The following is a 26,496-nucleotide window of genomic DNA, read 5'->3' as shown; positions in this document are numbered from 1 at the left end:
CATATGACCATAAAACTCTTAGCCATAGGCAAAACAGATAGCAAAGCGCTTCAATCATTAATTGACGAGTACACAAAGCGTCTTGGGTTCTATATTAAGTTTGAGCTTGAAATTATACCAGATATCAAAAACTCAAAAAACCTAAGCGAAACACAGCAAAAGCAAAAAGAAGGCGAACTTATTTTAAACAAACTTAACCCAACAGATGTATTAATTTTACTTGACGAAAAAGGAAAACAACTAGATTCTGTTGCTTTTGCCAATTACTTACAAAAACACATGAACTCAGGCATTAAGCAGCTTGTATTTGTAATTGGTGGACCTTATGGATTTTCAGAAGAAGTTTACAGCAAAGCAGCAGGCAAACTGTCTTTATCTAAAATGACTTTTTCGCATCAAATGGTGAGATTGTTTATGGTTGAACAACTCTACAGAGGCTTTACTATTTTAAGAAACGAACCTTACCATCATAGATAAAAAAAGATGCCAAATGGCATCTTTTTTTATCTGTTCTTTCTTTATTTACAAGTTGTTTTTCTTTTATGCTTAGTTAATAATAGAGAGTTTACTATTGTAAAACCTGATATAAGGAACAAAAACATATATTTCCAATTATCATGATCTTTAAACAAAAATGAATTAACAAGTATTAAAGCAGCCCAAACAATTGCGTTTATAAGTATTATTTTTCTCATACTTATAGGACGTCAAAAACAACAAAATGTTACAAAGACTACTCTAAGCCCAAGCTTTTAATGTATGCTTTATTGTTTGATGGTCGACCTAAAAACTCTTCTACAACCTCATTAACAGGTCTTTGACTTCCGTTGCTAAGTATTAATTTTCTGTATTTAACTCCTGTTTCTTGATCTCTCAATCCGTTTTCCTCAAAAACTGTAAACATATCTTGCGCATACACTTCAGACCACAAGTAACCATAATAGTAAGTTGGGTGTGTATTAATATGAATCCAGCTTGCTTGAGGGTGTGTTCCTTCAACATACCAATCCATTACATTCATTTCAGCATCAATATCTTTCCATAACTGGTCTGTATCTAATGGTTGATTTGGATCATATTTATCGTATAAATTCATATCATAAATACAACGTCTTAGTGATCCTTGTGCTGAAAGACCTGAAGATACATTTTTAGCGTTTACCATATTATCAAACAACTCTTTAGGAAAAACCTCTCCTGTTTTATAATGTTTTGCAAACGAACTTAAGATATCGTAATCCCAAGTCCAGTTTTCAAAAATTTGAGACATAGCTTCAACAAAATCAGATTTTGTACCTTCTTGTAAGCTATATTCACCTTCGTAAGACATAGAATCCATTATATGTCCAAACTCATGAAACAAAGTATTTAATTCATTATGACTTAACAATGAAGGCATTGTTTCGGTTGGTTTTGTAAAGTTTCCTAATAACATTGCTACAGGAACTTCATAACCTTCAGCTGTTTGTTTTCCTGATGAAAGAGGCACACAGTAAAACCACGATTCTTTATTTGGTCTTGGATATAAATCTAAATAAAAGCGTCCTTTCAATTTATCGCCTTCATACACTTTATAAGCTTCAACGTCTTCATGCCATACTGTAGCAGTTTCATCTTTTTTAAACTCAAGACCTAATAGCTCTTGATAAATATCAAACAATCCACCTAAACACGCATCCATTGGTAAATATTCGCGTATTTTTTCGTTGTCTACTTTATAGTTGTTTTTTAATATTTCGTTTTTATAAAAACTTAAATCCCAAGAATTAATAGGCAAGCTCTCATCAATCCCAAAGGCTTTAGCTCGTTGTGCTTTTAAAACCTCTATATCGTTAATTGCTTTCTCTTTAGATTCTGCTACTAAACCGTTTACAAACTCCCAAACAGTTTCAGGGTTTTTAGCCATTTTATTCACTAAGTTATATTCGGCAAATGAGTTATAACCCATTAGCTGTCCTAATTCATAACGCTTTTTAACCAACTGCTCTAACACATCAAGGTTTTTATCTGCTCCTCTATTTGCATAAAGTTTATCAAACTCTTTTCTAGTAGATTCTTCAACTGCATTATCCATAACAGGACCTCTAGTTGAAGACATTACTGGAATTTCGTAACCTGCTTCGGTTTTATATGTTGTTTTAAAACTTTCAGGTAAACCTTTAGCTCCTTTTTCATCTAGTTTTAATACCAAATCTGCAGTATTCATGTTTGTAGAATACTGAGATGTCAAATCAGTAATTTCAGATCGTAAAGCTTTATATCTTTCAAGTTTTGCTTCGTCAAGATTAACACCTGATTGCTCAAAATTTTCAATCACACCATCAACAAATCGCTTTTTACGATTTTCTAATTGAGTGTAGGCATCAGAATCCTTAAACTTCTTTAACTGTGCAAATAACGCTTTATCTGCTCCTAACACTGTCATTAATGAGTCTATCTTTTGTGAAGACGCTAAACCTTTTGCTCTTGTTATTGAATCGGTTGAAGTCCAGTACATCAAAAACGCATTACTATACGCTTTGGACAATTCATTGCTAACACCATCATAAGCTTCAAATGTATTAGCTAATGTAGGAGTGCTTCCTTTTTTAATCTCTTCAATGACCTGTACAGAGTTGTCAATAGTAACATCTACATACTCTTCAATAGCAGCTCCTGTTACATTTGCAAAATCAAACGGTTGATTTAATTCTACATTAAATGGATTATCGGCTGATAGTTCTTTTTGTGGTTTTTCTTCTTTATCGGAACAACTCATAAGTAATATTAGTGAAAATGAGTAAACTAGTTTTTTCATAAAAAATGTGTTATTGTTTCAACAAAGATAACATTCAAAAACTATTATTTACTGTTAAAAATTCATACAGGTATTCTGTTTTTGTTTCAACGCATATAATTGTACTTTTGGTTGAAATTAAACACTAAGAAATGCAACTTGTATTTGCCACCAACAACCTTAATAAACTCAACGAAGTACAAAAGCTTATTCCTGACACCATACAATTATTAAGTTTAAAAGATATAGGTTGTTTTGAAGACATTCCTGAAACTCAAGACACCATTGAAGGCAATGCGATACAAAAAGCCGAATACGTTAAGCAACATTATGGCTACGATTGTTTTGCTGACGATACTGGTTTAGAAGTTGAAGCTCTACAAGGTGCTCCTGGAGTATTTTCGGCTCGTTATGCAGGACCACAACGTGATGCAAACGACAACATGGATAAGTTACTACTGAACTTAAAAGACAAGCCTAACAGAAATGCTCATTTTAAAACCGTTATTGCTTTAGTATTAAATGGAACTCTAAACACCTTTACTGGCATTTGTGAAGGTTGCATTACCGAAACCAAATATGGTGATTCTGGTTTTGGTTACGACCCAATTTTTAAAGCTAGCGGTTATGACAAAACCTTTGCCGAAATAACTCTGGAAGAAAAAAATAGTATTGGACATAGAGGTAAAGCTGTTTCCCAATTGATTTCATTTTTAAACAAACACTAAAAACACTCTCTAGTACTAGTTTTTAAAAATCATAAAATTTAGACTTCTTTAGAAAAGAATAGAAAAAATGCGTATACTAGTCCAAGCCAAAAAAATAAGATTATGAACTATTTTAAAATTATCGCTTCAATATTATGTATCTCAATGATTACTTTGAGTTCTTGTAAAGACAAAGCTAAACCTACCACTTCTCAAGACACTGAAGCAACCACAAAAACATCAGAAGCACCTGAAAAAAAGAAAATTACTGCTGCTAATTTTTTCCACTACATCTGTAGTAGTGGTTGTATTAATGGAGCTGCTGTTGCTGGAAATTGCAGTAACTGCGGAAGCGTGTTAGAGCATAATCAAGCTTATCACAATAACACGAATAATTCAACAACACATAACACTCCTAACACCAATACTCCTACTACGACGTTACCTATAACCACACCTACAACAACGCAAAAAACCGAACCAAGCCAAAATGCAAATGGTGTATGGCATTACACTTGCAATAATGGTTGTGCTGGAGGTGCTGGTGCTGCTGGAAGCTGTAGTAGCTGTGGTAATGCTTTAGCTCACAACAGTGCTTATCACCAATAAAACACAACCGTTTTAAACGTCTATATACTAAAAAATCCAGCCAACGCTGGATTTTTTTATACTTATAATTCGGTTTGATTATTTAATTACTGAGTTTTTTGCTTTCTCTATAGCTTCAGCATATTTTGCATCTGCGGTTTTATCAACCATTCCAATAAACATTAAAGAGGTTTCATCATCAATTCCTATACAGTACATTTCAACATTAAGATCAGAGCCTTCTGCCTCAGTAGTTCCTTTCATGTATAAAACCTTTACACCATTAATTTTAGTTTCACCTTTATCTTTAATATCCATTTTGTCACCTACATCATTTTTCATTTTTTCTTTTGAAGTCTCATAATCTTCAGGTGTTAGCATAGCCATGATAACAGCTTTTGGGTCTTCAGAGACATAGGCGTTTGTGCTTACCTTACTAAATAATTCGGTATTCACATCCATTTCAATAGTTTGGCTCATTAATTCCATCATTCGAGTCATCTTCTCTTGGTCTGCATCAGACATCGTTGTTTCTTGAGCTTGAACATTAAATGCCATAAATAACATGGCAAATACAATACATAATTTCTTCATAGTTATAGTTTAAAGAACCGAATATAACAAAACCAATAGTCATAAAAGACGTTAATGATTTATTTTTTAAACTTAATGTTCAACAACACATTAACTTAGGTTATATTGTTTATTGGAATATTAGTGTATCTTTGCCGCTTGAAACGCAAAAAGATGCGTTGTAAATTCCTCAAGGTGAGGATGTGTTACCAAGAAGTTTCAGGTTAAGTATGTCGATTCGCTTCTGTTGTAACACTACATAACATAATCGAATACTTACAAAAACGAATGAGCACATTCCAAGATTTAGGTCTTAATGACGACCTATTACAAGCTATTACTGATATGGGTTTTAAAAACCCTAGTGATGTACAAGAACAAGCAATCCCTATTTTATTACAAGAAGAACGTGATTTAGTAGCACTAGCACAAACAGGAACAGGTAAAACCGCAGCATTTGGTTTTCCTATGTTACAAAAAATTGATATTGAAAGCAGAACCACTCAAGGATTAATACTTTCTCCTACTCGCGAACTTTGTTTACAAATTGCAAACGAATTAAACCTATATGGTAAATACTGTAAAGGATTAAATGTTGTTGCCATTTATGGAGGAGCAAGCATTACTGACCAAGCTAAATCGGTAAAAAAAGGAGCACAAATTATTGTAGCAACTCCTGGTCGTATGAAAGACATGATTAGCCGAAATATGGTTGATATTTCTAAAATTGAATATTCAGTTTTAGATGAAGCTGATGAGATGTTAAACATGGGATTCTATGAAGATATCACTGACATTTTATCGCACACACCAAAAGATAAAAGCACTTGGTTGTTTTCGGCAACAATGCCAAAAGAAGTAGCTACTATTGCTAAAAAGTTTATGCATAGTCCTATAGAAATTACCGTAGGAAGCAAAAACGTTGGTAGTGACCAAGTATCTCACGAATACTATTTGGTGAATTCAAGAGATAGATACGCTGCCTTAAAAAGACTAGCTGATGCTAATCCTGACATTTTCTCGGTAGTATTTTGTAGAACAAAGCGCGACACTCAAAAAGTTGCTGAGAAACTTATTGAAGATGGTTATAATGCTGGAGCACTTCATGGTGATTTAAGCCAAAACCAACGTGACTTGGTTATGAAATCGTTTAGAAACAACCAAATACAAATGCTTGTCGCTACTGATGTAGCTGCTCGTGGTATTGACGTTGACGACATTACACACGTTATCAACTACCAGTTACCTGACGAAATTGAAACCTACACACACAGAAGTGGTCGTACAGGTCGTGCAGGAAAAACTGGAGTATCAATGGTAATTGTTTCTAAGAGTGAATTAAGAAAAATAAAAAGTATTGAACGCATCATTAAAAAGAACTTTGAGCAAAAAGAAATTCCTAGCGGAATGGAAATTTGCGAAGTACAATTAATGTCGCTAGCCAATAAAGTCCATAATACTGAAATCAACCATGAAATTGATGAATATCTTGAAAGCATCAATCAATTGTTTGAAGATACTACCAAAGACGAACTAATCAAAAAATTCTTTTCAGTAGAGTTTACACGTTTCTTTAATTACTACCAAAAAGCCAGCGACCTTAATGTTTCTGCACAACATAGTAGCGAACGCGATAGCAGTAACGATGGCAACTCCACTCGCTACTTTATAAACGTAGGAAAAAAGGATGGCTATGACTGGATGAGTTTAAAAGATTTCTTAAAAGAAGTTTTAGAACTTGGTAGAGACGATGTCTTTAAAGTAGATGTAAAAGACAGTTTTTCATTTTTTAATACTGAAAAAGCATTACAAGAGAAAGTATTATCGTTTTTTACCGACTTTAAATACAACGGACGTTTTGTAAACGTTGAAGTATCTGAAGACAAAGGACGAGGCACTAGCAGACGCAAAAGACGACGTGATGGTGGTGGAAAAAACAGACGTAGCGACAAACCAAGATCAGAAAGACGCTCAGGTTTTAATAACGATTCTGGGAACAGAAGTAGCAGAAGAAAATCTGAAGGAAAATCAAGACGTTCAGAGAGTTCAGGAAGCGGCAAAATGTCATCACGTCCAAGACGATCAAGACGTTAATGATTTTAAACCTTCTTGTTAATTTTTAGTCAAAATTTTTAAGTATAATCTTATAAATGTTTTTTGTTTAGTACTTTTATATCATAAATGATTGCTATGAGGTATTATTATATCACTATTTTACTCTTTTTATTTACAACTCTAGGATTTTCGCAAGACCCTACTACAGTTAAAGGAACTGTTGTAAGTTCTAGTACTGGTGGTATTTTAGAAAGTGTAAATATTGTTAACCTCAACCAAGTTGTGGGTACCTCAACCGATGACAAAGGTCGTTTTGAAATTAAGGCCGAAGCCAATGACACACTGCACCTTTCATACTTAGGTTACAAGTCTATTAAAGTACGTGTTACTAACGACTGGATAAAATTTGGAGACACTCAAATTGAGTTAACCGAATTGGCATTAGCGCTTGAAGAGGTTGTAGTTAACCAATTACAACTTACAGGCTATCTAGAAGTTGACATAAAACAAATGCCTATAAAAACCAATTATAGATATAGCATTTCAGGTTTACCAAATAAAGGTTATGAAGCAGGAAATAATTCACCTAACGCTGTAAACAAAGTGTTAGGTGCTATTTTTAATCCTGCTGATTTTTTATATAATATCTTTGGAAAAAAGCCTAAAGAACTTAGAAAGTTAAGGCAAATGAAAGAAGATGACGAAATTAGAAATAACTTAGCTAGTCGTTTTGATAGAGAAATGCTAACCGTATTGCTACAGGTTGACAAACACGACCTTGACGAAATTGTTAGTCATTGTAATTATTCCAAAGATTTTATTGAAACTGCAAACGACCTTCAAATCTTGGATGCTATTAGCGAATGCTATGAAGAATACAAGGTCTTAAATAGAAACAGACCTAGCAGGTTTTAATTCCTCTTTTTATTTTCTTGAATGTAGCGCAACTCTGTTGCCTTCAGTATCAATAAACGCTGCCATAAAACCATGTTCAGGAGAAATTTGGGTTTTTGGTTGATATAGTTTTCCACCAGCAGCTTCAATTCTGTTAAGTTCGTTTTGTACATCCTCACAAATAAAATAAACCAACGTTCCCTCTTGACTTGGAATGTAAGTGTCTTGTTTTATTAAAGTACCTGCTGCTCCTTCTTTTCCTTCTTCATAAGGAAACCAACCCATCAACATGCCTCCAAAATCAACAATTTGAATATCAACCTTGAAAACAGCTTCATAAAACGCTTTAGCTCTATCCATATCATTTACTGGAATTTCGAACCAACCTACCATATTATGTTTCATACCAAAATTATTTACCTTCTAATATGTGTTTTAGACTTGTTAAGCCTTCATCAAAATCCTTTCCTACTGCCTTTTCAAAATTGAAAAACAGCATAAACACATTAAACGGAATTGGGTTTTTCCCTTGAAATCCCCAAACCACTTTGGTTTCATTAGTATTAAGTTCTTCAACTGTGTAATAGCCTACAGATTGTGATTTCCATGGTTTAAAAAATCGTAACTGAACCTCTATTTTGTCATTTTCCTTTTGAATACTGATAAGCTCCTGCTCACCTGTTCCAACATCTTTATTACCTTCCCATTTAGAAATAAAACCAACCTCACCATCAGTTCCTATAAATTCTTGTTTCATGTTTGGGTCCTTCTTTTTCCAAGGCGACCAATCGTTTTGATTTTTTATAAAGGTCAAATACTTAAAAACTTCGTCTTTTGGCGCATTTATAACAATGCTTCGGTTAACATCATAAGCTTTTGGTGCAATTAATGCTAAAATAATTATCAAGGCAATTATACCTAGAATAACGTAAAGTGCTATTATCATCTTTTTTAGTTTAGTTAGTTCTTTTAAAGTTACAAAAATTATTGCTTTGAGTAATACCTTTCTACAATCTTATCGTAGCTTTTTATGGTTTTCTTAATCCAATCCATACGTTTTTCGAGCCTTTCAGTTTCTGTCAATTGCCAATTAATTCCTGTCTGTTTTAACTTTGTAGTAACATGCTGAAGGATAATTGCTGCTGACACTGAAATGTTCAAGCTTTCAGTAAAACCACTCATTGGAATTTTTAAGTAGCAGTCTGCATTGTCTAGAACTTCTTGCGATAACCCTTCGGTTTCCCTTCCGAAGAAAAAGCATGATTTTTTAGTAACATCAAACTCATGCAGTAGGCAATCGTTAGTATGTGGTGTGGTCGCCACAATTTGATAGCCTTTGGATTTCAAATCTTTAATACAATCTTTCACTGTATGAAATCGGTTTAAATCTACCCATTTTTGGGCTCCCATTGCAATTTCTCTATCTATTCGTTTGGAGTTAATTTCCTCAACAATGTTTACCTCTTGTATCCCAAACACATCGCAACTTCGTATAACTGCACTTGTGTTGTGAAGTTGATACACATCTTCAGTTGCAACCGTAAAATGTTTTGTTCGTTGGGACAGTACTTTATTAAAACGCGTTCTTCGGTTTTCGGTTAAGTAGGACTCTAAATAGTCTAAAAGTTTAATATCAATCATAAGTTCAAATATAATTTTAAAATAGTAATTTGCAGCTATGAAGCATATAGTTGTACTTACAGGAGCAGGCATGAGTGCCGAAAGTGGTATTAAAACTTTTAGAGATGCCGACGGTTTATGGGAAGGACACGATGTAATGGAAGTTGCGTCACCACAAGGCTTTGAGGCAAATCCGGAACTGGTTTTAGAGTTCTACAACCAAAGACGCAGACAATTGTTTGAAGTAAAACCCAATGCTGCTCATAAAGCTTTGGCAGATTTAGAATCTGAATACAAAGTGACTATTATAACACAAAATGTGGACGATTTACATGAACGTGCAGGAAGTTCAACCATAGTTCATTTACATGGTGAACTGTTAAAAGCACGTAGCACTTTTGATGAAAATGATGTTGTTGAGTGGAAAACAGACCTTGTTCTTGGAGATTTGTGCAACAAAGGGCACCAAATGCGACCTCACATTGTGTGGTTTGGCGAAGCAGTTCCTATGATTGAAAAAGCAATTGCTATTTGTGAAACTGCTGATATTTTATTAATTATTGGCACTTCAATGCAAGTATATCCTGCTGCAAGCTTAATGCATTACGTAACACCTAATACACCTACATACTATATTGATCCAAAACCAAATTTAGATTCATCAAAAAACGTTACTGTCATTGCAGAACCAGCTACAACAGGTATTAAAAAATGGATTGAATTATTATCGAAGTAAGCTAAAATGCCCCTTCAAGGTTCTAACCTCACCATTAAGTTTTATCATTTCTGCGATAAACCAATAATCGGTTTTTGGTAATTGTTTGCCTTTAAAAGTTCCATCCCAACCTATTCCACTAGGTTTTATGCTTGTAATATGTTTTCCGTAACGGTCAAAAATATGTACTAAAGAACGTGAGCTGTAACTTTCACTAAACCCTTTTATATTCCAGGTTTGGTTATATAAATCGTCGTTAGGACTAAAAAACTTAGGAAACCCTAAAACATAAATTTCTAAAGCGGCTACTCCACAGCCATTTTTATCTCTAACAAATAAAATATGTTCTCCTGGAGCAACTTGGTCGAAATAAGGTTCATCTTGATAATATACACTAGTGTTTAACCCATATTCATAATCTCCAACACCTAATCCTGAAGGATCGATAGTAATTGTATTGTTACTTGTAAAATCAGTAATTGTAATATCATCCATATCTAAATCAGCCACTGAAGATTCTAAAACCAAAAATGTAACAGGAGGTGAGCTACAGTTAAATCCTGAACTAGCTGTTGCAGAATACACTCCTCCTGAAGTCACCTCAACTGAAGTTAAGTTGCTTATTACTGTTCCACTTTGGTCAGTCCATTCATATTGATAATTCCCATTTGGATTCACAATTTCTAATACTACTGGATCTCCATTAGAACAATACACTGTTTCTCCTTCAATTTCAAACTCAGGAATAGGATGTACAATCAATCTTAAATGTGGTCCAATACCAAAACAATCTCCATTATCATCACTTTCAACCCTAACGTAAATAGTTTCTAAAAATGCTGTTTGATTTGTATAATTAGTTTGTGGAAGTATTTCATTTTGCTCTAGTTGAGCGTCGTTTAAACTACTGTAGTAATGCACACTTAAATTTTGTCCTGAAGGAAATTGATCTAGAAAAACTTGAGACGCTTCAGATAAATTAAACGTGTTAAACCCATCAGCTACATCATCATCACATTGCTCTATTGTATGCAAAAACCCATCTTGAAAAGATGTTGTAGATACTTCTAAATTGGCAGTTGCGACTTCATAACAACCATTACCACCTTCAATACGAACGTAGACTGTTGCAGATTGTGCATTATTAAACGGAAAAGCAGCTTGTTGATTGATGTTAAACTCAGCATCGTTTTGCGACAAGTGATACGTAATATCAAATCCTGAGCTATTATTGTTGGTCACTAAGTCATCAAGTTCGTTTAAGTTAAAATCTGTAAACCCATCAGCAACACCATCTTCATCACAATTTTTTAATGTTACTGGACTTTGTACAGTAGGCAAACTATAAATAGTTGCTACAACAGGTACTTTATTCCCTTCTAAACATCCATCTACAGAAGCCATTGCTAAATAAGTTGTTGTTTCATTTAAAACTGGAGTCACAAAAGTATCTCCAACTGATAGCTGAACTCCTGTATCAGCATCAAACCAAATTACTGTCCCTGATGATGCTGTAGCTTCTAACATAACTGTTCCTGAGCCACAATTAGAGTTATCAGTAACACTTACAATTTCAGGAATAGTAATCATTGTACTTGCTGAAATATCAAGTATTGGATCTCCAGGCATTCCTCCATATTCTACGATATAACCTTTGGGCTCATAATCGTCAATACTTCCTCCGTTTGGTAAATCATTCCACGAACCAGTAATACCCACATCAGGAGCTGTAATATGTGCATAATCTTCATTTCCTTGATTATTTGGTTCGTTCGTATTCCAAAAAGCAAAATTTGGTGTTGAACCATTTATTCCTCCATTCCAAAATACGGTTCCTTCTTCTGGTCCTGTTGCCCATTTCCAAACACCTTCGGTTTCAAAATCTGTTCCTCCTATCCATCCTGCTCCAGCAGCCTGTTCACCAGTTAATTGAGCTTCTTCTGTAGATGTGATTGTAGCCAAATATCCTTGCAAACCAAAATAGGTGCTATTTTCAGCAGCTTGTCTTGCATCAGTCCAAGTAATTCCTAAATCGGCTACATATTGGTAATAGTGACCTGTAGAGGGTAAATAATTGGCATCACCAATGGTGAACGAAAAGTACTTTTCACCTGACACAGTATCAGATGTACTTTCATAAACCACATCTAATACGGCCGCAATAAGATCAGTATAACTTACATTTACTCCTCCTACTCCACTTAATGTCAATTTACCTTGATTAGCATCCCAATTGGTTACAATGTTTGGATGTGCCCCTGTTAAAGACAATAAATCGTTTCCCATGTCATAGCCTGTAGATATCTGTATGTAAACAGCTTCTATTTCTGTATCATCAGGATCGATAATATCAAAATTTGTAACCACATTTATTTGGCTCAACGGACAATACATTTGGTTACCATCAGCTACAATTGTTGGTGGAACATTGGCTTGACCATATGTTAAAATAGCTTGAACACAAAAAATGATTAGAACTGAAATTTTTTTAGACATTAGTTAGCAATGGAAAGTTTGTGATTTGTAAATGTAGGAAAACATATCTCTTTTAGTGATATTTTAGTATAATAATCTGAAAAACTCCTCTAAATTCAATTAGTTTTAGTCTTTTTGTTCTTTTCTTCAATCCATTTACTCATATATTTTGTGCTTTGTAAAGTATGGTGCATGAGCATTTGACCAGTGAAATTATTTTGACGACACTCTTTTAAGTGTTCAACTACATACTGAAGCTTTTGCTTAAACGTTTCTATATGATAGCTTTTACCAAAACGCTTTTCAAGTAAATTATATCCTAAATTTTGCTGTTCTTGCCAAAGTTTTTTATCACTATACAGCCTAATTGCATACTCTACTATAGCATCTACATCTTCTGAATTAAGGGTATTCATATAACTAGATTCTAAAATACCTTCAGCTCCTATTGATGTGGTTACAAAAGGTGTTCCGTTACGCATAGCATCAAAAAACTTGCCTTTCAATCCTGCTCCAAACCGCAAAGGTGACAAACACACTTTTGCTTGTTGCATAACATCATTTACATCTTCGGCAAAGCCTTTAATTATAAATCCGTTATCATTGGTTTTAAACTGTTGCGCTTTGTTATTTTGATAGGCTCCATAAATGTGCATTTCTGCTTTTGGAAGTTTAGTTCTAATTTTCGACCAAATAGATTGGTATAAAAACTTTACCGAATCTAAATTTGGTGGATGTAAAAAATTACCAATAGTTATAAAGTGATTTCGGTCTTCAAACACTGGTAATTTTCGTTTGCCTTCGTCAGCAATAGGTTCTATCAAAAAAGGCATGTAATGTAACAACTCAGTAGGAACACCAAACTCTTGGGTTAAGAGTTCCATTTCAGCTTCAGAAATTATCAAACTCACATCACAACGATAAATACTTGCTATTTCACGTTTTGAGGTATCGTTATGTAAATATTCAACATTAAATGGTGTATTGTTTTTTAAAGCTAATTCACGTCCTTTACGCAAACCGTGTATATCTTCGGTATCTAAAATTCGTATTGCTTTTGGACATTGCTGTGCGACTCGCCAACCAAACTGTTCTTCGATTAAAAACCTATCAAACAACACTATATCAGGCTGTAACTGAGAAATAAAATCATCAAACGTTGAGCTATTCAATTCAATAGTTTGCTCGTGTATTCCTAAGCTTTTTAAATTGATTGCATTTTCAGTTTTTGATGTTGATGTCGCAAAAGTGACTGTATAATTTTCAGCTAAGAAAAATTGAATAAGTTGCATCATTCTGCTTCCAGCTGCAGAACTTTTGGGTTCAGGCCATACAAACCCAATTATTAATACTTTCATACTATCTCAAACCATTTTTAATGAGATTCAACGGTATAACTTTGTCTTACTTGTTTAGCCCAATCTATTAAGTCTTTAATTTGCGTGTCGGTTAATTTAGCTTCAGGATGTCCCCAAGTATAAGATTCTAAAGGCATTTCTTTGTCCTCAACCATTTCAATAAGCTCTTCAAATTTATGGTCTTTTCGTTTAACGGAAAGGGTATCCCAATTTGAAACATTAAAGTGTCTTTTACCATTGTTAACATGCTCTGCCATCCAATAATTAACAGGTGTAATTTTACTATACCAAGGATAACGAGTTACATTACTGTGGCAATCCAAACACGCTTCTTTTAATATCAACTTCACATTATCAGAAGGGTTAGTTTCTTCATAAAAAGCATTTAAGGATACTAAATCGCCTTCATTTTTTTCTGGACCAAAAAATTGTGCTACAACAAAAATCAGCAATAAAACTAACAGAAGTTTTTTAAGTATTTTCATTTTTAGTTTAATTTAGAAACTTAAAAATAACAAAAACTTGACTACAGAACACCTATACAACGAGTTAAATTATGTTAATCACTCTCGCGAAAAGCGTTTGAAGTATGCTAATTTGGTGATTGACAACCCTGGTTTGATTCCTAAGTTATTAGATATTTTATTTATGGTAGACGATAAAGTTTCCTGTCGTGCAGCTTGGGTTTTAGAATTTATGTGTGGCGAGCAACTAGAAGCCATAATACCTCATCTTGATGCGTTTACCAAAAATATGCACAAAGTACATCTTGACCCAGCAGTAAGACCTGTAGCTAAAATTTGTGAATACTTAACAAAAGCTTATTACTCTAAGCATGAAACTAAAATTAAAGCAGCTTTAACTCCCGAATATAAAGAACGAATTATTGAAGTGTGTTTTGATTATATGATAAATGACGAAAAAATTGCACCAAAAGCCTATGCTATGAATATCTTATTTTTATTAGGAACTGATTATGATTGGATACATCCTGAGTTGGCGCTTATTTTAGAACGTGATTTTCAAATGCAGAGTTCTGGTTTTAAAGCAAGAGCTAGACATATTTTAAAAAAGATAAAAAACTAGGCAGAAAAACTAAAGCTTCAGGCTTCGGTCTTCCAACGAAAAAAAGTATCTTTGCAACTTCAAAAAACAACACACTCATGCAGTTATCATCATTAAATGCCATCTCTCCAATTGATGGTCGTTACAGAAGTAAAGTTGAAGCCTTATCAAACTATTTTTCAGAAGAAGCTTTAATAAAGTATCGCGTACTAGTTGAGATTGAATATTTTATCGCTTTATGCGAAATTCCTTTACCTCAATTAGAACAATTTGACGCTAATTTATTTGATGATTTAAGAGCTATTTACAAAAACTTTACTGCTGATGATGCACTTAAAATAAAAACTATTGAAAGTGTTACAAACCATGATGTAAAAGCGGTTGAATATTTCATTAAAGAACAATTTGATGCTTTAAACATTTCGGAATATAAAGAGTTTATCCACTTTGGATTAACCTCTCAAGACATAAACAACACTGCAATTCCATTGAGTATTAAAGAAGCGATGAATGATGTTTATGTGCCTGAATACTTTAAAGTACTTAATGAATTAAAATCACTTTCTAATGAGTGGAAAGCGGTATCAATGCTAGCAAGAACTCATGGTCAACCTGCTTCACCTACACGTTTAGGCAAAGAAATTGAAGTGTTTGTTGTAAGATTAGAAGAGCAATTTAATTTATTGAACGATATACCAAGTGCTGCAAAGTTTGGTGGAGCAACAGGAAATTTCAACGCTCATAAAGTTGCTTATCCAGCTATTGACTGGAAAGCTTTTGGAAGTAAGTTTGTGCAAGAAAAGTTAGGGTTACAACACTCTTTCCCTACTACTCAAATTGAACATTATGACCACATGGCTGCTTTGTTTGACTGTTTAAAGCGTATAAACACGATTATCATTGATTTAGACAGAGATATTTGGACCTACGTTTCGATGGACTATTTTAAACAAAAAATCAAAAAGGGTGAAGTTGGAAGTAGTGCAATGCCTCATAAGGTAAACCCAATAGATTTTGAAAACAGTGAAGGTAACCTTGGTATTGCTAATGCAGTTTTTGAACACTTAGCTGCAAAACTGCCTCTATCTAGACTACAAAGAGATTTAACCGATAGTACTGTTTTACGTAATGTTGGTGTTCCTTTTTCGCATACAATAATTGGTCTTAAAAGCACGTTGAAAGGGTTAAACAAATTGTTATTAAATGAAGCCAAATTTGCTGAAGACCTAGAAAACAATTGGGCTGTTGTAGCTGAGGCAATTCAAACTATTTTAAGAAGAGAAGCTTATCCTAATCCTTATGAAGCTTTAAAAGGATTGACAAGAACTAACGAAAAAATAACCCAAGACTCTATTTCAAATTTTATTGATACCTTAGAGGTTCCTAATTCTATAAAAGAAGAACTAAAACAAATTACACCAAGTAACTATACTGGAATTTAATTTAGCAAGTAAGTTACTGAACTTATCGTATGAGTAAAGATACACTAGCTTTAATATATGCCTCAGTATTAACTTTATGTTTTTTTGTGGCTGGCATTTTTAATGTACTAGATAATTTTATGATTAAAACCTTATTATTTGTAGGGTTTGCGCTTTTTGCAGTGTATTTGGTGATTCACTTTTTAAAAGATATAGAAAACAAAAATCACCCTGAATAATACAAGGTGATTTTCTATTAACATTTTAAATAACTATCAGTTTATTTAAAAAAGTTTTTAAAACTTTCTAATTGGTCATTGTCTAAATCTGCTTGTTCCAAAACACCAGATAGTTTCATTAGTTTTCCTGCATTCATATCATCACCTAAAACTCTGGCAACAACAAATCCTTTATCTTTAGCATCACCAAATAAAATAAGCTCATCAATACTTGTTTCAGATTCACCAATAAATTTTATTACAAACTTTCCGTCTGAAGTATTTCCGCCTCTCATTAATTCTTCATACTTCTCATTTTTAAGAATCTCTTTTACTTTTTTAAGCTCCACCTCATAATCATTTTTATTAGTCTCATTAATTTGATATGCTAAAATATTAAGCTTATCAATAGACTCGTAAGCTTCTTTTTGATCGTCAGTAAGATTCTCAATTTCTTCAATATTAATAATACTTGCAGGCACATCTCCAGAGATAAATCCTGGACTTAACTCATTGTCTACAAAATAGGTTTGTAATGTTGGACCTTGGTTACAACTTACTATAGTTGTAACCAAAGCCATCAACATAATTGATTTTTTGATTGATGTTATCATTGGTTGATTAGTTTTTGTTTGCTTTTTTTAAGTGCTCTCCACCAGGTACATTCATATTGCTCGTTAACTTAGATATTTGACGTAAATCTATATCTCCTGTTAATGATAATAAAACGGTTTCAATTTCTCTTTTCTTTCCGTTTATTTCAATGTCAGCACCTTTAGTTACTTCTTTTAACCCATTAATGAACATTAATAGCTCCTTAACATGGTTTTCATCTTTACCTTCTTTTACGTAGAATTTTACTGTTTGGTCTCCATCTTTTATTCTCATTAACTCTTGTAAGCTAGAACCTTTTAGGTAAGATGTTACTGTTGCATTCATGTCTTTTGAAACGGCTTCATCTCCTGTAGTAAATACTTTTAATCCTGTTATCTTTTTAGCCATTTCTAAAAATTGTTGCGCTTCTGGGTCATCTAAGTCTATATTAATACCAGCAAGCATGCTAAACATTTTTTGGTTTACTATAACCGAAGTTACTCCTTCTTGATCTTCGTATTTATCAAAAATGCTTTGTCCGAAAGATACTATTGGCATCAAAGCCAAAACTGCAATTACAACTAATTTTTTCATTTTTTTCTGTTTTTCTAGTTTGTTTTAAAAATTTTGTTTGTCGATGTGTTGAACTCATTAATTAAGCTCATGTGGTCTACGCCTTTTTCTAAATTTTGAGACGCAAGTGTTAAAGCATTTAAGCTACTTGCTCCATCATTAAACTTAGATGATAAAAGACTTAGCGCTTCTTTGGTTTGATTGTAGGCCAACAATTGTTCTTCATTAAGGCTTCCCAATCCTTCCTCTTTATTGGTGAAGGTAAAAACCGACACCATAAGAACTGCTACTGCTGCGACAGAAATCCATTTATACAAATTTTTGTTTCTAGATTTTAATGGAACGTCTTTGGTAAACTGCTCTTGTTTTGTTACCTGAAAGTAGTTAAACATGGCTTTGTAAGACTCTAAATGTGGAGCGACTTCCTCTTGTGCAAAATAGTGTTTTAAGTGTTGCTCTTCTTTTAAAGTAGTCTCTCCGTTTTCGTACTTTTCAAGTAATTTTTCTATGTTATTTAATACCATAACTATGTGTATTAGTTAATTTTTCTCTTATTGTTTTTCTTGCTCTTGAGAGTGCTACTCGTATGGCTGTTTCATTCATATCCAACACTTTTGCTATTTCTTCAAACTCATACTCTTCTATATCTCTCAGTTGCAAAATTATTTTTTGTTGTTCTGGTAGCTCCTCCATTATTTTAGACACCCAGTCTACACTATCATTAAGCTCTACCTGTTTTTGCAACGACACATTATTATCTTGATAGTTACTGTGTACTATCTTTAAATTTTGTGCCTGTTTGGATTTTAATCGGTCAAGGCAAAAATTCTTTGTCATGGTCATGGAAAAAGCTTCTACATTTTTATACTCAGAAATTTTTACTTTGTTTTTCCATAACTTCAGTAAGATCTCTTGAGTAGCGTCTTCAGCTTCCTCACTAGATACCAACAAGCGTTTTGCTAGCCTGTAAACCTTATCCTTAAAAGGCATTACTAATTTTATAAAATCAGTTTGTGTCATTTTGTTTGGTTAGTTAGACGGTTTTTATCCCGTTCTATCATTACGACGATACACTTTCAATTTTGTTACAATTAATTTTTAATTTACAATATTGTAAGTAAATTTAGAGTTTAATAGACATATATAGTATGTATGTTTTGAAAAAAGAATTATTATGAAAATTATGAGAACCCTACTTATTGCCATCATCTTTGGTAGCCTAACCACAAGTTGCTTTGAAGATAGAGATGACAATGTTATTTTATCAAGCAGTATACATGATTTTGTATGGAAAGGTATGAATGCTGTGTATTTGTATAAAGCTGAAATACCCGATTTGGCGAATGACAGATTTACAAGTAATGAAGAATATGGCAATTACCTAAATAGCTTTTCTTCACCCGAAGAACTCTTTGAAAGTTTAATTTATCAAAGACAAACAGTTGACAGGTTTAGTATTATAGTTGATGATTATATTGCTTTACAACAAGCGCTAAGTGGTGTGAGTAAAAGCAACGGACTTGAGTTCAATTTTTATTATGAACCAGGAAGTACTACTGATGTATTTGGAATTATAAGGTTAGTACTTAACAATAGTGAAGCTTCGAATCTTGGTTTACAACGTGGACAAATTATACATGCTATTGATGGTGTTGAACTTACTGAAAGTAATTTAAGTTCACTTTTTGGTCAAGACACTTACACTCTTCATTTTGCTGATTATAACGACAATGGAACTACTGAGACTGATGACGACTCCATTGTTTCTAATGGCTCTACAAGTAGTTTAACTAAAGTTGAATATACAGAAAACCCTGTTCATACTACTGAAATTATTAATGTTGGAGGTGAAAATGTTGGGTATTTATTATACAATGGTTTTACTGCCGATTTTAATAACCAATTAAATAATGCCTTTGCAGATTTTCAAGCTAACAACGTACAACATTTAGTTTTAGACTTAAGATATAATGGAGGAGGATCTGTAGACACTGCAAGGTTATTAGGAAGTATGATCACTGGTCAATTTAACGGTTCTGTGTTTTCAAAATTGAATTATAACGATGATTTACAAGAACTAAATTCAACTTTTAATTTTACTAATAGCTTTAATGGCAATTCCATTAATAGTTTAAATCTTGATAAAGTTTATGTTCTTACTACCAATAGATCTGCTTCTGCCAGCGAAATGATTATAAACAGTTTAGGCGAGTATATTGATGTTGTTCATATTGGAGACAACACAACAGGAAAATCACAAGCTTCGGTAACTATTTACGATTCTCCTGACCTAGGACCTAATGATGTTAACCCAAACCACACTTATGCTATGCAACCTTTGGTAGCTATTTCAGTAAATGCTAATGATGGTGTGGTTCCTTCTAGTGGTTTAGTTCCTGATGTTGGTTTTGAAATCAACGAAAGCGTATTAAATTTCGGAATTTTAGGTGATGAAAATGAGCCTTTACTTGCTGCTGCTTTAGCTGATATTGAAAGTAGCTTAGGAAGATATAGTATTGACCAAAGTATAAGAAATACACCTCAATTAACTCCTGTAAAAAAAGATATAAACCTAAAACCTTTTGAAGATGAAATGTATATAGATAATGAGTTTATATCCATCATTAAAAAAGAATTTAATCAATAAAAAAATCCGCTCGAAATGAGCGGATTTTTTGTTTTATAGACTTAGGTTAAAACCTATATTAACGTTTCTTCCTCGTGTTGAATACCCAAATAATTCTTGGTAATCTTCATTAAAGATATTGTTAACGTTAGCAAACAACTTTAACTTGTTCTCCAAAATAGTATGGCTTACGTAAAAATCTAATAAGCTATAGCTTTTTAAAGTAACGTCTTCTGTTGTAAAAGTAGTATTGTTAAAATAGGCATCATTTCTATCATCATTATATTGGTATGCTAAACTTAAAAATGTAGCATCAGATAGTTTATAATCCAATCGTGCATTTCCTTTCAATTCAGGAATTCTTAAATTCAAATCATCTTCTACCTTTGTATAGGTAACATTAGCGTTTAATGTTAGCGTGTTTGTAATACTATAATTAGCTGTAAATTCTAAACCGCTTGCTGTAAAATCCTCATCTACATTATCGTATTGGTACACAAAATTACCCATGTCCACAAAATCGATAAAATTAGTTTCGTTTCTAGTAAAATACACTAAACTGAACGTAGCTTTGTCTTTAATTCCTGCTTCAATACCAACTTCTATAGTTTCATTTTCTTCAGGTTTTAAATCGGCATTTCCATAAGCAGGTTCAAATAATTGATACAATGAAGGTGTAATATATGCTGTACTGTAACTAGCCATTCCTTTTAAATATCCAAAATTGAAGCTTTTTCTATAGGATGGATTTAAACTGTAAACCAAATGACTTCCATATTCGCTATGATTGTTTAAACGTGCTCCAGCATTGACATTTAAACCAAAATCAGAAACATACACCACATTAGCATAAGGATCAACAATGTTGAAAGTTGCTGTTTCTGGATCAATGCTTTGTTCTAAATTGGTTGATCCAAATGGAATTACAAAACTTTCCATATCATTCTCCTGAAAATTCACACCTAAAATAGTATAGAATTTATCATTAAAATTATATCTATTAAAAAGGTCTGCAACCAAACTTGTAGCATAGTATTCAGCAGGATAACTCGACTCCACAATACGCTCAACATCATTATATGCAGCATTTAAAGTAATGCTTCCTTTCTTATAGCTAAACTCTGGCGCAATCCCAACACGATACTGCTTACTTGTAGAATGGTTGTTTGCATCTGAAAATGTTGAAGCGTCATCAAAATCGGCTTTAAACTTATCAAAACTTGCATAAGCATTCAATTTAAATTGCTTGGAAAATGTGTATCCTAATTTCACATTACCATTTATAGCATTGTAAGCATCAGATTCGGTTCCAGCCTCCATTGCAGATAAACCATCAGTAAACTGATTACCAAAACTAGCTAAGTAATTAAACTCACCAATGGTTCCATTTACTGACACGCTATTTCTAAAATCTTCGATAGCATAATTGTTATCATCATGTGATTGGTTAGTACCAAAAACACTTCTAAAGTTAGCTGAAACAGCATCTTTTGAAGCTTTTTTAAGTTTAATATTGATTACTGCGGTTGCAGCTCCAGTACCATATAATGTACTAGACGCACCTTTTAAAATCTCAATACTTTCTACTTGATCTGGATTTAACAAACGTAAATCGTAATCGTTAGCTATTTGAGAAGGATCGGTTAATGCAATACCATCTATCAATACCAAAACCTGACGGTTTCTACCACCTCGAACGTAATATGCTAAATTTTGTCCAGCATTACTTTTTGTTCCGTTAATTTCAATTCCTGCTGTAGCATTGATAATTTCAGCAATGGTTTTTCCTTGCAAATGCTGAAGTTCTTCTTGGGTGATTTTGGTAATTACCTTACCAGAATTTTCACGTTTTAAGTTGAATTTTGAGTCGGTAATCACGACTTCATTTAGTTGTTCTACTTGCGTAGAATCAGTTTGCTGTTGTGCAAATCCAAAAATTGAAGTAGCACAAAACACACCAAAAAACAATGTTTTTTTGTTCATTTTAAAATTAATTGTTCGAGAAAGTATGGTAATGCATACTCAAACCTTTATCCCGAAAGTTCGACTTATTATTTTTTTGAAATTGGCAGGTCTCCTGACTTACATTTTGTTGTGTTACCTTCCCAGTTTTCACCAGTGGTTTATTGAAGTGCACAACAACTCTTCGTTAAAGAGATGCCCAATTAAGTTGAGCAATATGCTTACAGTTGCGGGAACAGTTCTGGACTTGAAAAAAATACTCTCACCAGATTCCCTTTTAATCGAGATTAAAACAACAATCTCGAACCAAAATTCGCCGCAAAATTAAACATTTTGTTTAATGTTTTACCTATAAGGTTAAATAATATTACTTTTGAATGAAAATAAATACACAGTGAGAAAACTATTTCCAATTCTACTTTTAATTATCTGTTTTGCGTGTAAAGACAATAAAAACAGTATCACAGACCGATTACCTGCAAAAGACTATTCAGAAATTATACGTTTGCATGCTGAAGGGTTTAGTATTATTAATCATGGCCACTACAAAGTTTTAACTATAAAAAGTCCATGGCCTAAAGCTGAAAAATCGTTTAAATATGCTTTAATCCCAAGAGAAAATCTTGCTACAATTACCTTAAATAGTGATGAGTACGATGGCATTATTGCAACACCTGTTGAAAAAATAGTTGTGACATCTACAACACATATTCCTGCATTGGAATTGTTGGGTGTTGAAGAAACTTTGGTTGGTTTTCCTGGAACAGATTATATTTCATCTGAAAAAACCAGAGCTTTAATAAACGCTGAAAGCATTAGAGAATTAGGAAAGAATGAAGGTATCAATACCGAAGTTTTGCTAGAGTTACAACCTGAAGTTGTTGTAGGTTTTGGCATTGATGGTAATAATAAAACCTTTGAAACCATTAAAAAATCTGGTATTCCTGTGATGTACAATGGCGATTGGGTTGAAAAATCACCACTTGCAAAAGCCGAATGGATTAAATTTTTTGGAGCTCTTTACAACAAAACTGTTGAAGCTGATTCTATTTTCAACAGTATTGAAAAAGAGTACAACGACGCAAAACTACTAGCCTCAAAAGTTAGAAAAACACCAACTATTTTAAGTGGTGCGCTTCATAAAGATGTTTGGTATTTACCTAGTGGCACAAGTCCTGAAGCACAACTTTTAAAAGACGCCAACGTAAATTACCTTTGGCAAGACGTTGCTGGTGAAGGCAGTTTAGCATTAAGTTTTGAAGCTGTTTTTACAAAAGGGAAATCGGCAGATATTTGGTTAAGTCCGTCGTATTATAATTCATTAGAAGCTTTAAAAAACGCTAACGAACACTACACCGAATTTGATGCTTTTAAAAACAAAACAGTATATTCATTTGTAAATGTTACAGGAGCAACTGGTGGCGTTACCTATTATGAAGAAGGCACTGCAAGACCCGATTTAGTTTTAAAAGACATTATAAAAGTGTGTCACCCAGAATTATTACCAGAATACGAAACTCATTTTTTTAAACCTTTGAAATAAGACTAGTTTTTAAAATCCATAACACTATCGAGTCCGCGTTTAAGTCCTTTAAAAGTTCCAACTTTTTCAATAGCTAAAAGTCCACCTTTTACATAAGGTTCTGCGCTTGCTCCAGAATCATGTCTGATAGAGAGTTTTTCATCTTTTAAACCAAAAATAGATTCTATAGAAATAACATGGCCTGGTAACCTAACCGAATGTACTTGCACTTCGTTTAATGAAGCACCTCGACTTGATTTTTCTCCAATAAGTTCATCTTCTGTTACAAACTTATTTGGCTTTTGAACTTTTGAAAGTCGATACGCTAATTCTCTAGCTGTTCCGCTTGGCGCATCAATTTTATCCTCGTGTGTATAATCTATAATTTCAAAATTGGGAATGTATTTTGCTGCCATTTCTGAAAACTTTTGAAGCAAAACCACTGTTATGGCAAAATTTCCAACAGCTAAAACAGAAGTGTCATTTTTACTTGCTTCATGTGCTATTGTTTCATAATCTGCTTCTGTTAATCCTGAAGTTCCTATTACCACTTTTTTACCATGTTTTAATGCTGAAATAATATTCTTTTTTGCTACATCTGGCTTTGTATATTCAACTAAAACATCAAAATCGGTTTCTTTTAAAGCTGTTTCAATATTATCGTAAATTGGAATTGCTTCTGAATCTATATTTAATACTTCGGCTAAATTCTCTCCTTTATGTCGTCTTGATAATGCACCCACAAGTTGCATATTGGCATTGTTAAAAACACCCTTACTTAATGCAGATCCAGCCCAACCTGTTCCGCCTGCTATAAATACTTTTATCATAATGCTTGTGTTTTATTATTACCATTCTTTTTTAGTTTTCTTAAATGATAAATGTGTATGATGCAAAATATAACTCCTGCTATTACTAACGGACTTGATTTTAAAAACAAACCATAAATAATATAGAAAAAACTAGAGATGAGATGCCATAAACGAAATGTTCCCATATCTTTTTTGGTAATTGCAAAAAAACCTGTTGCAATGGCCAAATACCCTAAAACTTCAGCTATCCAATTCATTATTTTTTAAATGTGTTAACGTTCTTTCCATGTAGTTTTTTTCAGTTACTAAATTCTCAAAAGCGGTTAAATCCTTTATAAAATTTGGACTTTCTTCTAATAGTTCTTTAGTGGTTTTTATACAAGCATCCCAATGTTTATGAAAATCAGGAAGCTTCTCTTTTGCTTTTTCAGATAATTCTAAAAGCTGTTTTCTTGAGTCTGTTTTATCAACTTTTGTATTTATATAATCCTTCTTTTTCATCTTATTCACAATCTTAATACATGCAGGATGTGACATTCTTAACTCTTGAGAAATCTCTGTGATAGTTAATGATTCATGTTTTTCTAATATTAAAAAAATAAGATGCCAGTTAGGTTCTATGTCTAGGTTTACCGATTTGTAATAATCTCTTGTACTGTATAAAAGATCATCACTTAAACGTTTAATCCTACTATTAATTCCTGCTAATCCTATTTCTATTAAAAAATCCATTAATTATATGTTTTTACGTAACCAGTTACGCAAATGTATTGAATTTATTGTAACTGGTTACGTTTATTTAAAATTTTATGAAAAATTTATATTGAAACTAAAGTCCTTATTTTCGGCTAAATTTTAGAACTTTGCTTTTTGCATACTATTATTCTGATGAATGAATAAATAATAAATTCACTTTATTGAAAACCAAAGTCAAATATCCTTTTGTAATACTAACAATAACACTTATTGTATGTTTTTTAGGTAATATCAGCCTAGGTTCGGTATCTATTCCTGTAACATCTGTATTTAAAAGTTTATTTACATCCATAGACAACGATTCTTGGCATTACATTATTCACAACTACAGATTACCAAAAGCATTTACAGCGGTTTTAGTAGGTTCTGGATTGGGCATTTCCGGATTATTAATGCAAACCTTGTTTAGAAACCCATTGGCTGGTCCTTTTGTGTTAGGTATTAGCTCTGGAGCTAGTTTAGGAGTCGCTATTATAATTCTTGGTGCAGGAATTTTTGGTGGCAGTCTTGCTACACTTTTACTTTCAAAATGGAGCGTAGTTATTGCGGCTAGTTTAGGTAGTTTTTTAGTGTTACTATCTGTTTTAGCTGTGTCTTTAAAAGTGAGAGATACTATGGCTATTTTAATTATTGGGTTAATGTTTGGTAGCATTACTTCTGCGGTTGTCAGTGTACTCTCCTACTTTAGTTCTGCCGAACAACTACAGCAATACATTTTTTGGGGATTTGGTAGTTTAGGAAACCTATCTTGGAACGAGTTGTTTATTTTCTTCTGCATTTATCTCCTAGGATTATTTATGAGTATCATCTCAATCAAAGCCTTAAATACACTTTTATTGGGTGAAAATTATGCTAAAAGCCTTGGGTTGAACATTAATCAAAGTCGGTTTATCATTATAATTGCAACAAGTTTATTAGCAGGAACTATTACGGCTTTTGCTGGACCAATTGCTTTCATAGGATTAGCAATTCCGCATATGGTACGTCAAGTTTTTACAACAGCCAACCACAAAGTGTTATTACCTGCTGTGTTTTTGTTTGGCGCCATAGTCATGCTTATTTGTGATAGCATTGCGCAATTGCCTACAAGCGATTACACTTTACCTATTAATGCCATAACTTCATTAATTGGTGCGCCTGTTGTAATTTGGTTATTGGTACGCAAACGTAAAATGTTGTTTTAATG

The 26,496-nt window shown here is 33.1% G+C and carries 28 protein-coding genes and 1 riboswitch; of the genes, 12 read left to right on the top strand and 16 right to left on the bottom strand.

What is annotated here, in order from left to right; all coding sequences use genetic code 11:
* Positions 1-3 precede the first annotated feature (3 nt).
* Entirely contained in the window at positions 4-477 is a 474-nt protein-coding gene (gene rlmH / locus DMZ43_RS11845) for a 23S rRNA (pseudouridine(1915)-N(3))-methyltransferase RlmH (RefSeq protein ID WP_131508491.1), read from the top strand.
* A 256-nt stretch (positions 478-733) separates the two neighbouring features.
* On the opposite strand, the gene DMZ43_RS11840 is transcribed toward rlmH, so the two are convergent.
* Positions 734-2,797, bottom strand: a complete 2,064-nt coding sequence (locus DMZ43_RS11840; RefSeq protein ID WP_131508488.1) for a M3 family metallopeptidase — start codon at positions 2,795-2,797, stop codon at positions 734-736.
* 131 nt (positions 2,798-2,928) lie between these two features.
* Between DMZ43_RS11840 and DMZ43_RS11835 the strand changes: the two genes are divergently transcribed.
* Complete coding sequence (locus tag DMZ43_RS11835) at positions 2,929-3,504, top strand: non-canonical purine NTP diphosphatase (protein WP_129761338.1); 576 nt, start codon at positions 2,929-2,931, stop codon at positions 3,502-3,504.
* A gap of 102 nt (positions 3,505-3,606) precedes the next feature.
* The gene (locus DMZ43_RS11830) at positions 3,607-4,092 is read left to right on the top strand and encodes a hypothetical protein (protein WP_131508486.1); all 486 of its coding nucleotides are present in this window, start codon (positions 3,607-3,609) and stop codon (positions 4,090-4,092) included.
* Between the two features lie 78 nt (positions 4,093-4,170).
* Here DMZ43_RS11830 and DMZ43_RS11825 read toward each other — a convergent pair whose 3' ends face one another.
* The gene (locus DMZ43_RS11825) at positions 4,171-4,665 is read right to left on the bottom strand and encodes a hypothetical protein (RefSeq protein WP_238155817.1); all 495 of its coding nucleotides are present in this window, start codon (positions 4,663-4,665) and stop codon (positions 4,171-4,173) included.
* A 267-nt stretch (positions 4,666-4,932) separates the two neighbouring features.
* On the opposite strand from DMZ43_RS11825, the gene DMZ43_RS11820 reads away from it, so the two are divergent.
* Positions 4,933-6,738 (top strand): DEAD/DEAH box helicase, encoded by a 1,806-nt coding sequence (locus DMZ43_RS11820; protein WP_131508484.1) that lies wholly within the window; start codon positions 4,933-4,935, stop codon positions 6,736-6,738.
* Positions 6,739-6,834: 96 nt separating this feature from the next.
* Positions 6,835-7,614, top strand: coding sequence for a carboxypeptidase-like regulatory domain-containing protein (locus DMZ43_RS11815; RefSeq protein ID WP_129761335.1), 780 nt, complete (start codon positions 6,835-6,837; stop codon positions 7,612-7,614).
* Positions 7,615-7,623: 9 nt separating this feature from the next.
* On the opposite strand, the gene DMZ43_RS11810 is transcribed toward DMZ43_RS11815, so the two are convergent.
* The 3 genes from DMZ43_RS11810 to DMZ43_RS11800 are packed head-to-tail and all read right to left on the bottom strand — an operon-like array spanning position 7,624 to position 9,234.
* The gene (locus DMZ43_RS11810) at positions 7,624-7,998 is read right to left on the bottom strand and encodes a VOC family protein (protein ID WP_131508482.1); all 375 of its coding nucleotides are present in this window, start codon (positions 7,996-7,998) and stop codon (positions 7,624-7,626) included.
* Positions 7,999-8,005: 7 nt separating this feature from the next.
* Positions 8,006-8,539 (bottom strand): SRPBCC family protein, encoded by a 534-nt coding sequence (locus DMZ43_RS11805; protein WP_131508481.1) that lies wholly within the window; start codon positions 8,537-8,539, stop codon positions 8,006-8,008.
* A gap of 38 nt (positions 8,540-8,577) precedes the next feature.
* On the bottom strand, positions 8,578-9,234 hold the full coding sequence (locus tag DMZ43_RS11800) for an RNA methyltransferase (protein ID WP_131508479.1): 657 nt from the start codon (positions 9,232-9,234) through the stop codon (positions 8,578-8,580).
* Positions 9,235-9,271: 37 nt separating this feature from the next.
* Here DMZ43_RS11800 and DMZ43_RS11795 point away from each other — a divergent pair, with 37 nt between their 5' ends.
* The gene (locus DMZ43_RS11795) at positions 9,272-9,949 is read left to right on the top strand and encodes an NAD-dependent deacylase (protein WP_131508478.1); all 678 of its coding nucleotides are present in this window, start codon (positions 9,272-9,274) and stop codon (positions 9,947-9,949) included.
* Here DMZ43_RS11795 and DMZ43_RS11790 read toward each other — a convergent pair.
* The 3 genes from DMZ43_RS11790 to DMZ43_RS11780 all read right to left on the bottom strand — a co-directional run bounded on the left by DMZ43_RS11790 (position 9,938) and on the right by DMZ43_RS11780 (position 14,246).
* Complete coding sequence (locus DMZ43_RS11790; RefSeq protein ID WP_131508477.1) at positions 9,938-12,424, bottom strand: T9SS type B sorting domain-containing protein; 2,487 nt, start codon at positions 12,422-12,424, stop codon at positions 9,938-9,940. The two genes, DMZ43_RS11795 and DMZ43_RS11790, sit on opposite strands and share 12 nt — an antisense overlap.
* Positions 12,425-12,519: 95 nt before the next feature.
* A complete protein-coding gene (locus DMZ43_RS11785; RefSeq protein WP_131508476.1) occupies positions 12,520-13,761 on the bottom strand; it encodes a glycosyltransferase family 4 protein in 1,242 nt (413 codons plus the stop codon).
* 17 nt (positions 13,762-13,778) lie between these two features.
* Positions 13,779-14,246 carry a heme-binding domain-containing protein gene (locus DMZ43_RS11780; protein WP_131508475.1) on the bottom strand — a complete coding sequence of 156 codons (468 nt, stop codon included), beginning with the start codon at positions 14,244-14,246 and terminating at the stop codon, positions 13,779-13,781.
* A gap of 37 nt (positions 14,247-14,283) precedes the next feature.
* On the opposite strand from DMZ43_RS11780, the gene DMZ43_RS11775 reads away from it, so the two are divergent.
* The 3 genes from DMZ43_RS11775 (at position 14,284) to DMZ43_RS11765 (ending at position 16,486) form a co-directional block, all read left to right on the top strand.
* Positions 14,284-14,847, top strand: a complete 564-nt coding sequence (locus tag DMZ43_RS11775; RefSeq protein ID WP_131508473.1) for an adenylosuccinate lyase — start codon at positions 14,284-14,286, stop codon at positions 14,845-14,847.
* Between the two features lie 77 nt (positions 14,848-14,924).
* On the top strand, positions 14,925-16,268 hold the full coding sequence (gene purB, locus DMZ43_RS11770; RefSeq protein ID WP_131508471.1) for an adenylosuccinate lyase: 1,344 nt from the start codon (positions 14,925-14,927) through the stop codon (positions 16,266-16,268).
* 29 nt (positions 16,269-16,297) lie between these two features.
* The gene (locus DMZ43_RS11765) at positions 16,298-16,486 is read left to right on the top strand and encodes a hypothetical protein (protein ID WP_129761325.1); all 189 of its coding nucleotides are present in this window, start codon (positions 16,298-16,300) and stop codon (positions 16,484-16,486) included.
* Between the two features lie 41 nt (positions 16,487-16,527).
* Here the strand turns inward: DMZ43_RS11765 and DMZ43_RS11760 are convergent, their stop codons facing one another.
* Genes DMZ43_RS11760 through DMZ43_RS11745 form a run of 4 tightly spaced genes read right to left on the bottom strand, consistent with a single transcriptional unit; the run spans position 16,528 to position 18,652 of the window.
* The gene (locus tag DMZ43_RS11760; protein WP_131508469.1) at positions 16,528-17,079 is read right to left on the bottom strand and encodes a DUF4252 domain-containing protein; all 552 of its coding nucleotides are present in this window, start codon (positions 17,077-17,079) and stop codon (positions 16,528-16,530) included.
* A gap of 7 nt (positions 17,080-17,086) precedes the next feature.
* Positions 17,087-17,653 carry a DUF4252 domain-containing protein gene (locus DMZ43_RS11755; protein ID WP_129761323.1) on the bottom strand — a complete coding sequence of 189 codons (567 nt, stop codon included), beginning with the start codon at positions 17,651-17,653 and terminating at the stop codon, positions 17,087-17,089.
* Positions 17,654-17,667: 14 nt separating this feature from the next.
* The gene (locus tag DMZ43_RS11750; protein ID WP_129761322.1) at positions 17,668-18,156 is read right to left on the bottom strand and encodes a hypothetical protein; all 489 of its coding nucleotides are present in this window, start codon (positions 18,154-18,156) and stop codon (positions 17,668-17,670) included.
* On the bottom strand, positions 18,143-18,652 hold the full coding sequence (locus tag DMZ43_RS11745) for an RNA polymerase sigma factor (protein WP_129761321.1): 510 nt from the start codon (positions 18,650-18,652) through the stop codon (positions 18,143-18,145). The genes DMZ43_RS11750 and DMZ43_RS11745 overlap by 14 nt, the downstream gene beginning before the upstream one ends.
* 163 nt (positions 18,653-18,815) lie before the next feature.
* On the opposite strand from DMZ43_RS11745, the gene DMZ43_RS11740 reads away from it, so the two are divergent.
* Positions 18,816-20,279 carry a S41 family peptidase gene (locus DMZ43_RS11740; protein ID WP_131508467.1) on the top strand — a complete coding sequence of 488 codons (1,464 nt, stop codon included), beginning with the start codon at positions 18,816-18,818 and terminating at the stop codon, positions 20,277-20,279.
* A 33-nt stretch (positions 20,280-20,312) separates the two neighbouring features.
* On the opposite strand, the gene DMZ43_RS11735 is transcribed toward DMZ43_RS11740, so the two are convergent.
* A complete protein-coding gene (locus DMZ43_RS11735; protein ID WP_131508465.1) occupies positions 20,313-22,241 on the bottom strand; it encodes a TonB-dependent siderophore receptor in 1,929 nt (642 codons plus the stop codon).
* A 66-nt stretch (positions 22,242-22,307) separates the two neighbouring features.
* Positions 22,308-22,546: riboswitch (cobalamin riboswitch) on the bottom strand.
* Between the two features lie 68 nt (positions 22,547-22,614).
* Here DMZ43_RS11735 and DMZ43_RS11730 point away from each other — a divergent pair.
* Positions 22,615-23,763 (top strand): ABC transporter substrate-binding protein, encoded by a 1,149-nt coding sequence (locus DMZ43_RS11730; RefSeq protein ID WP_131508463.1) that lies wholly within the window; start codon positions 22,615-22,617, stop codon positions 23,761-23,763.
* A 2-nt stretch (positions 23,764-23,765) separates the two neighbouring features.
* Here the strand turns inward: DMZ43_RS11730 and dapB are convergent, their stop codons facing one another.
* From dapB to DMZ43_RS11715, 3 genes are read right to left on the bottom strand one after another with little or no spacing between them, the layout of a single operon-like run.
* Complete coding sequence (gene dapB / locus DMZ43_RS11725) at positions 23,766-24,572, bottom strand: 4-hydroxy-tetrahydrodipicolinate reductase (protein ID WP_131508461.1); 807 nt, start codon at positions 24,570-24,572, stop codon at positions 23,766-23,768.
* Positions 24,569-24,811: a YgjV family protein gene (locus tag DMZ43_RS11720; protein ID WP_131508459.1), complete on the bottom strand. Its 243-nt coding sequence runs from the start codon at positions 24,809-24,811 to the stop codon at positions 24,569-24,571. Before DMZ43_RS11720 ends, dapB begins: the two co-directional genes overlap by 4 nt.
* Positions 24,795-25,286 (bottom strand): MarR family winged helix-turn-helix transcriptional regulator, encoded by a 492-nt coding sequence (locus DMZ43_RS11715; protein ID WP_131508458.1) that lies wholly within the window; start codon positions 25,284-25,286, stop codon positions 24,795-24,797. Before DMZ43_RS11715 ends, DMZ43_RS11720 begins: the two co-directional genes overlap by 17 nt.
* A gap of 185 nt (positions 25,287-25,471) precedes the next feature.
* On the opposite strand from DMZ43_RS11715, the gene DMZ43_RS11710 reads away from it, so the two are divergent.
* On the top strand, positions 25,472-26,494 hold the full coding sequence (locus DMZ43_RS11710) for an iron ABC transporter permease (protein ID WP_131508456.1): 1,023 nt from the start codon (positions 25,472-25,474) through the stop codon (positions 26,492-26,494).
* Positions 26,495-26,496 lie beyond the last annotated feature (2 nt).

It is taken from the genome of Meridianimaribacter sp. CL38 (assembly GCF_004328055.1).
GTDB classification, from domain to species: Bacteria; Bacteroidota; Bacteroidia; order Flavobacteriales; family Flavobacteriaceae; genus Gaetbulibacter_B; species Gaetbulibacter_B jejuensis.
The sequence above is the reverse complement of the archived record's forward strand: the minus strand, read 5'-3'. Positions and strand labels throughout refer to the sequence as shown.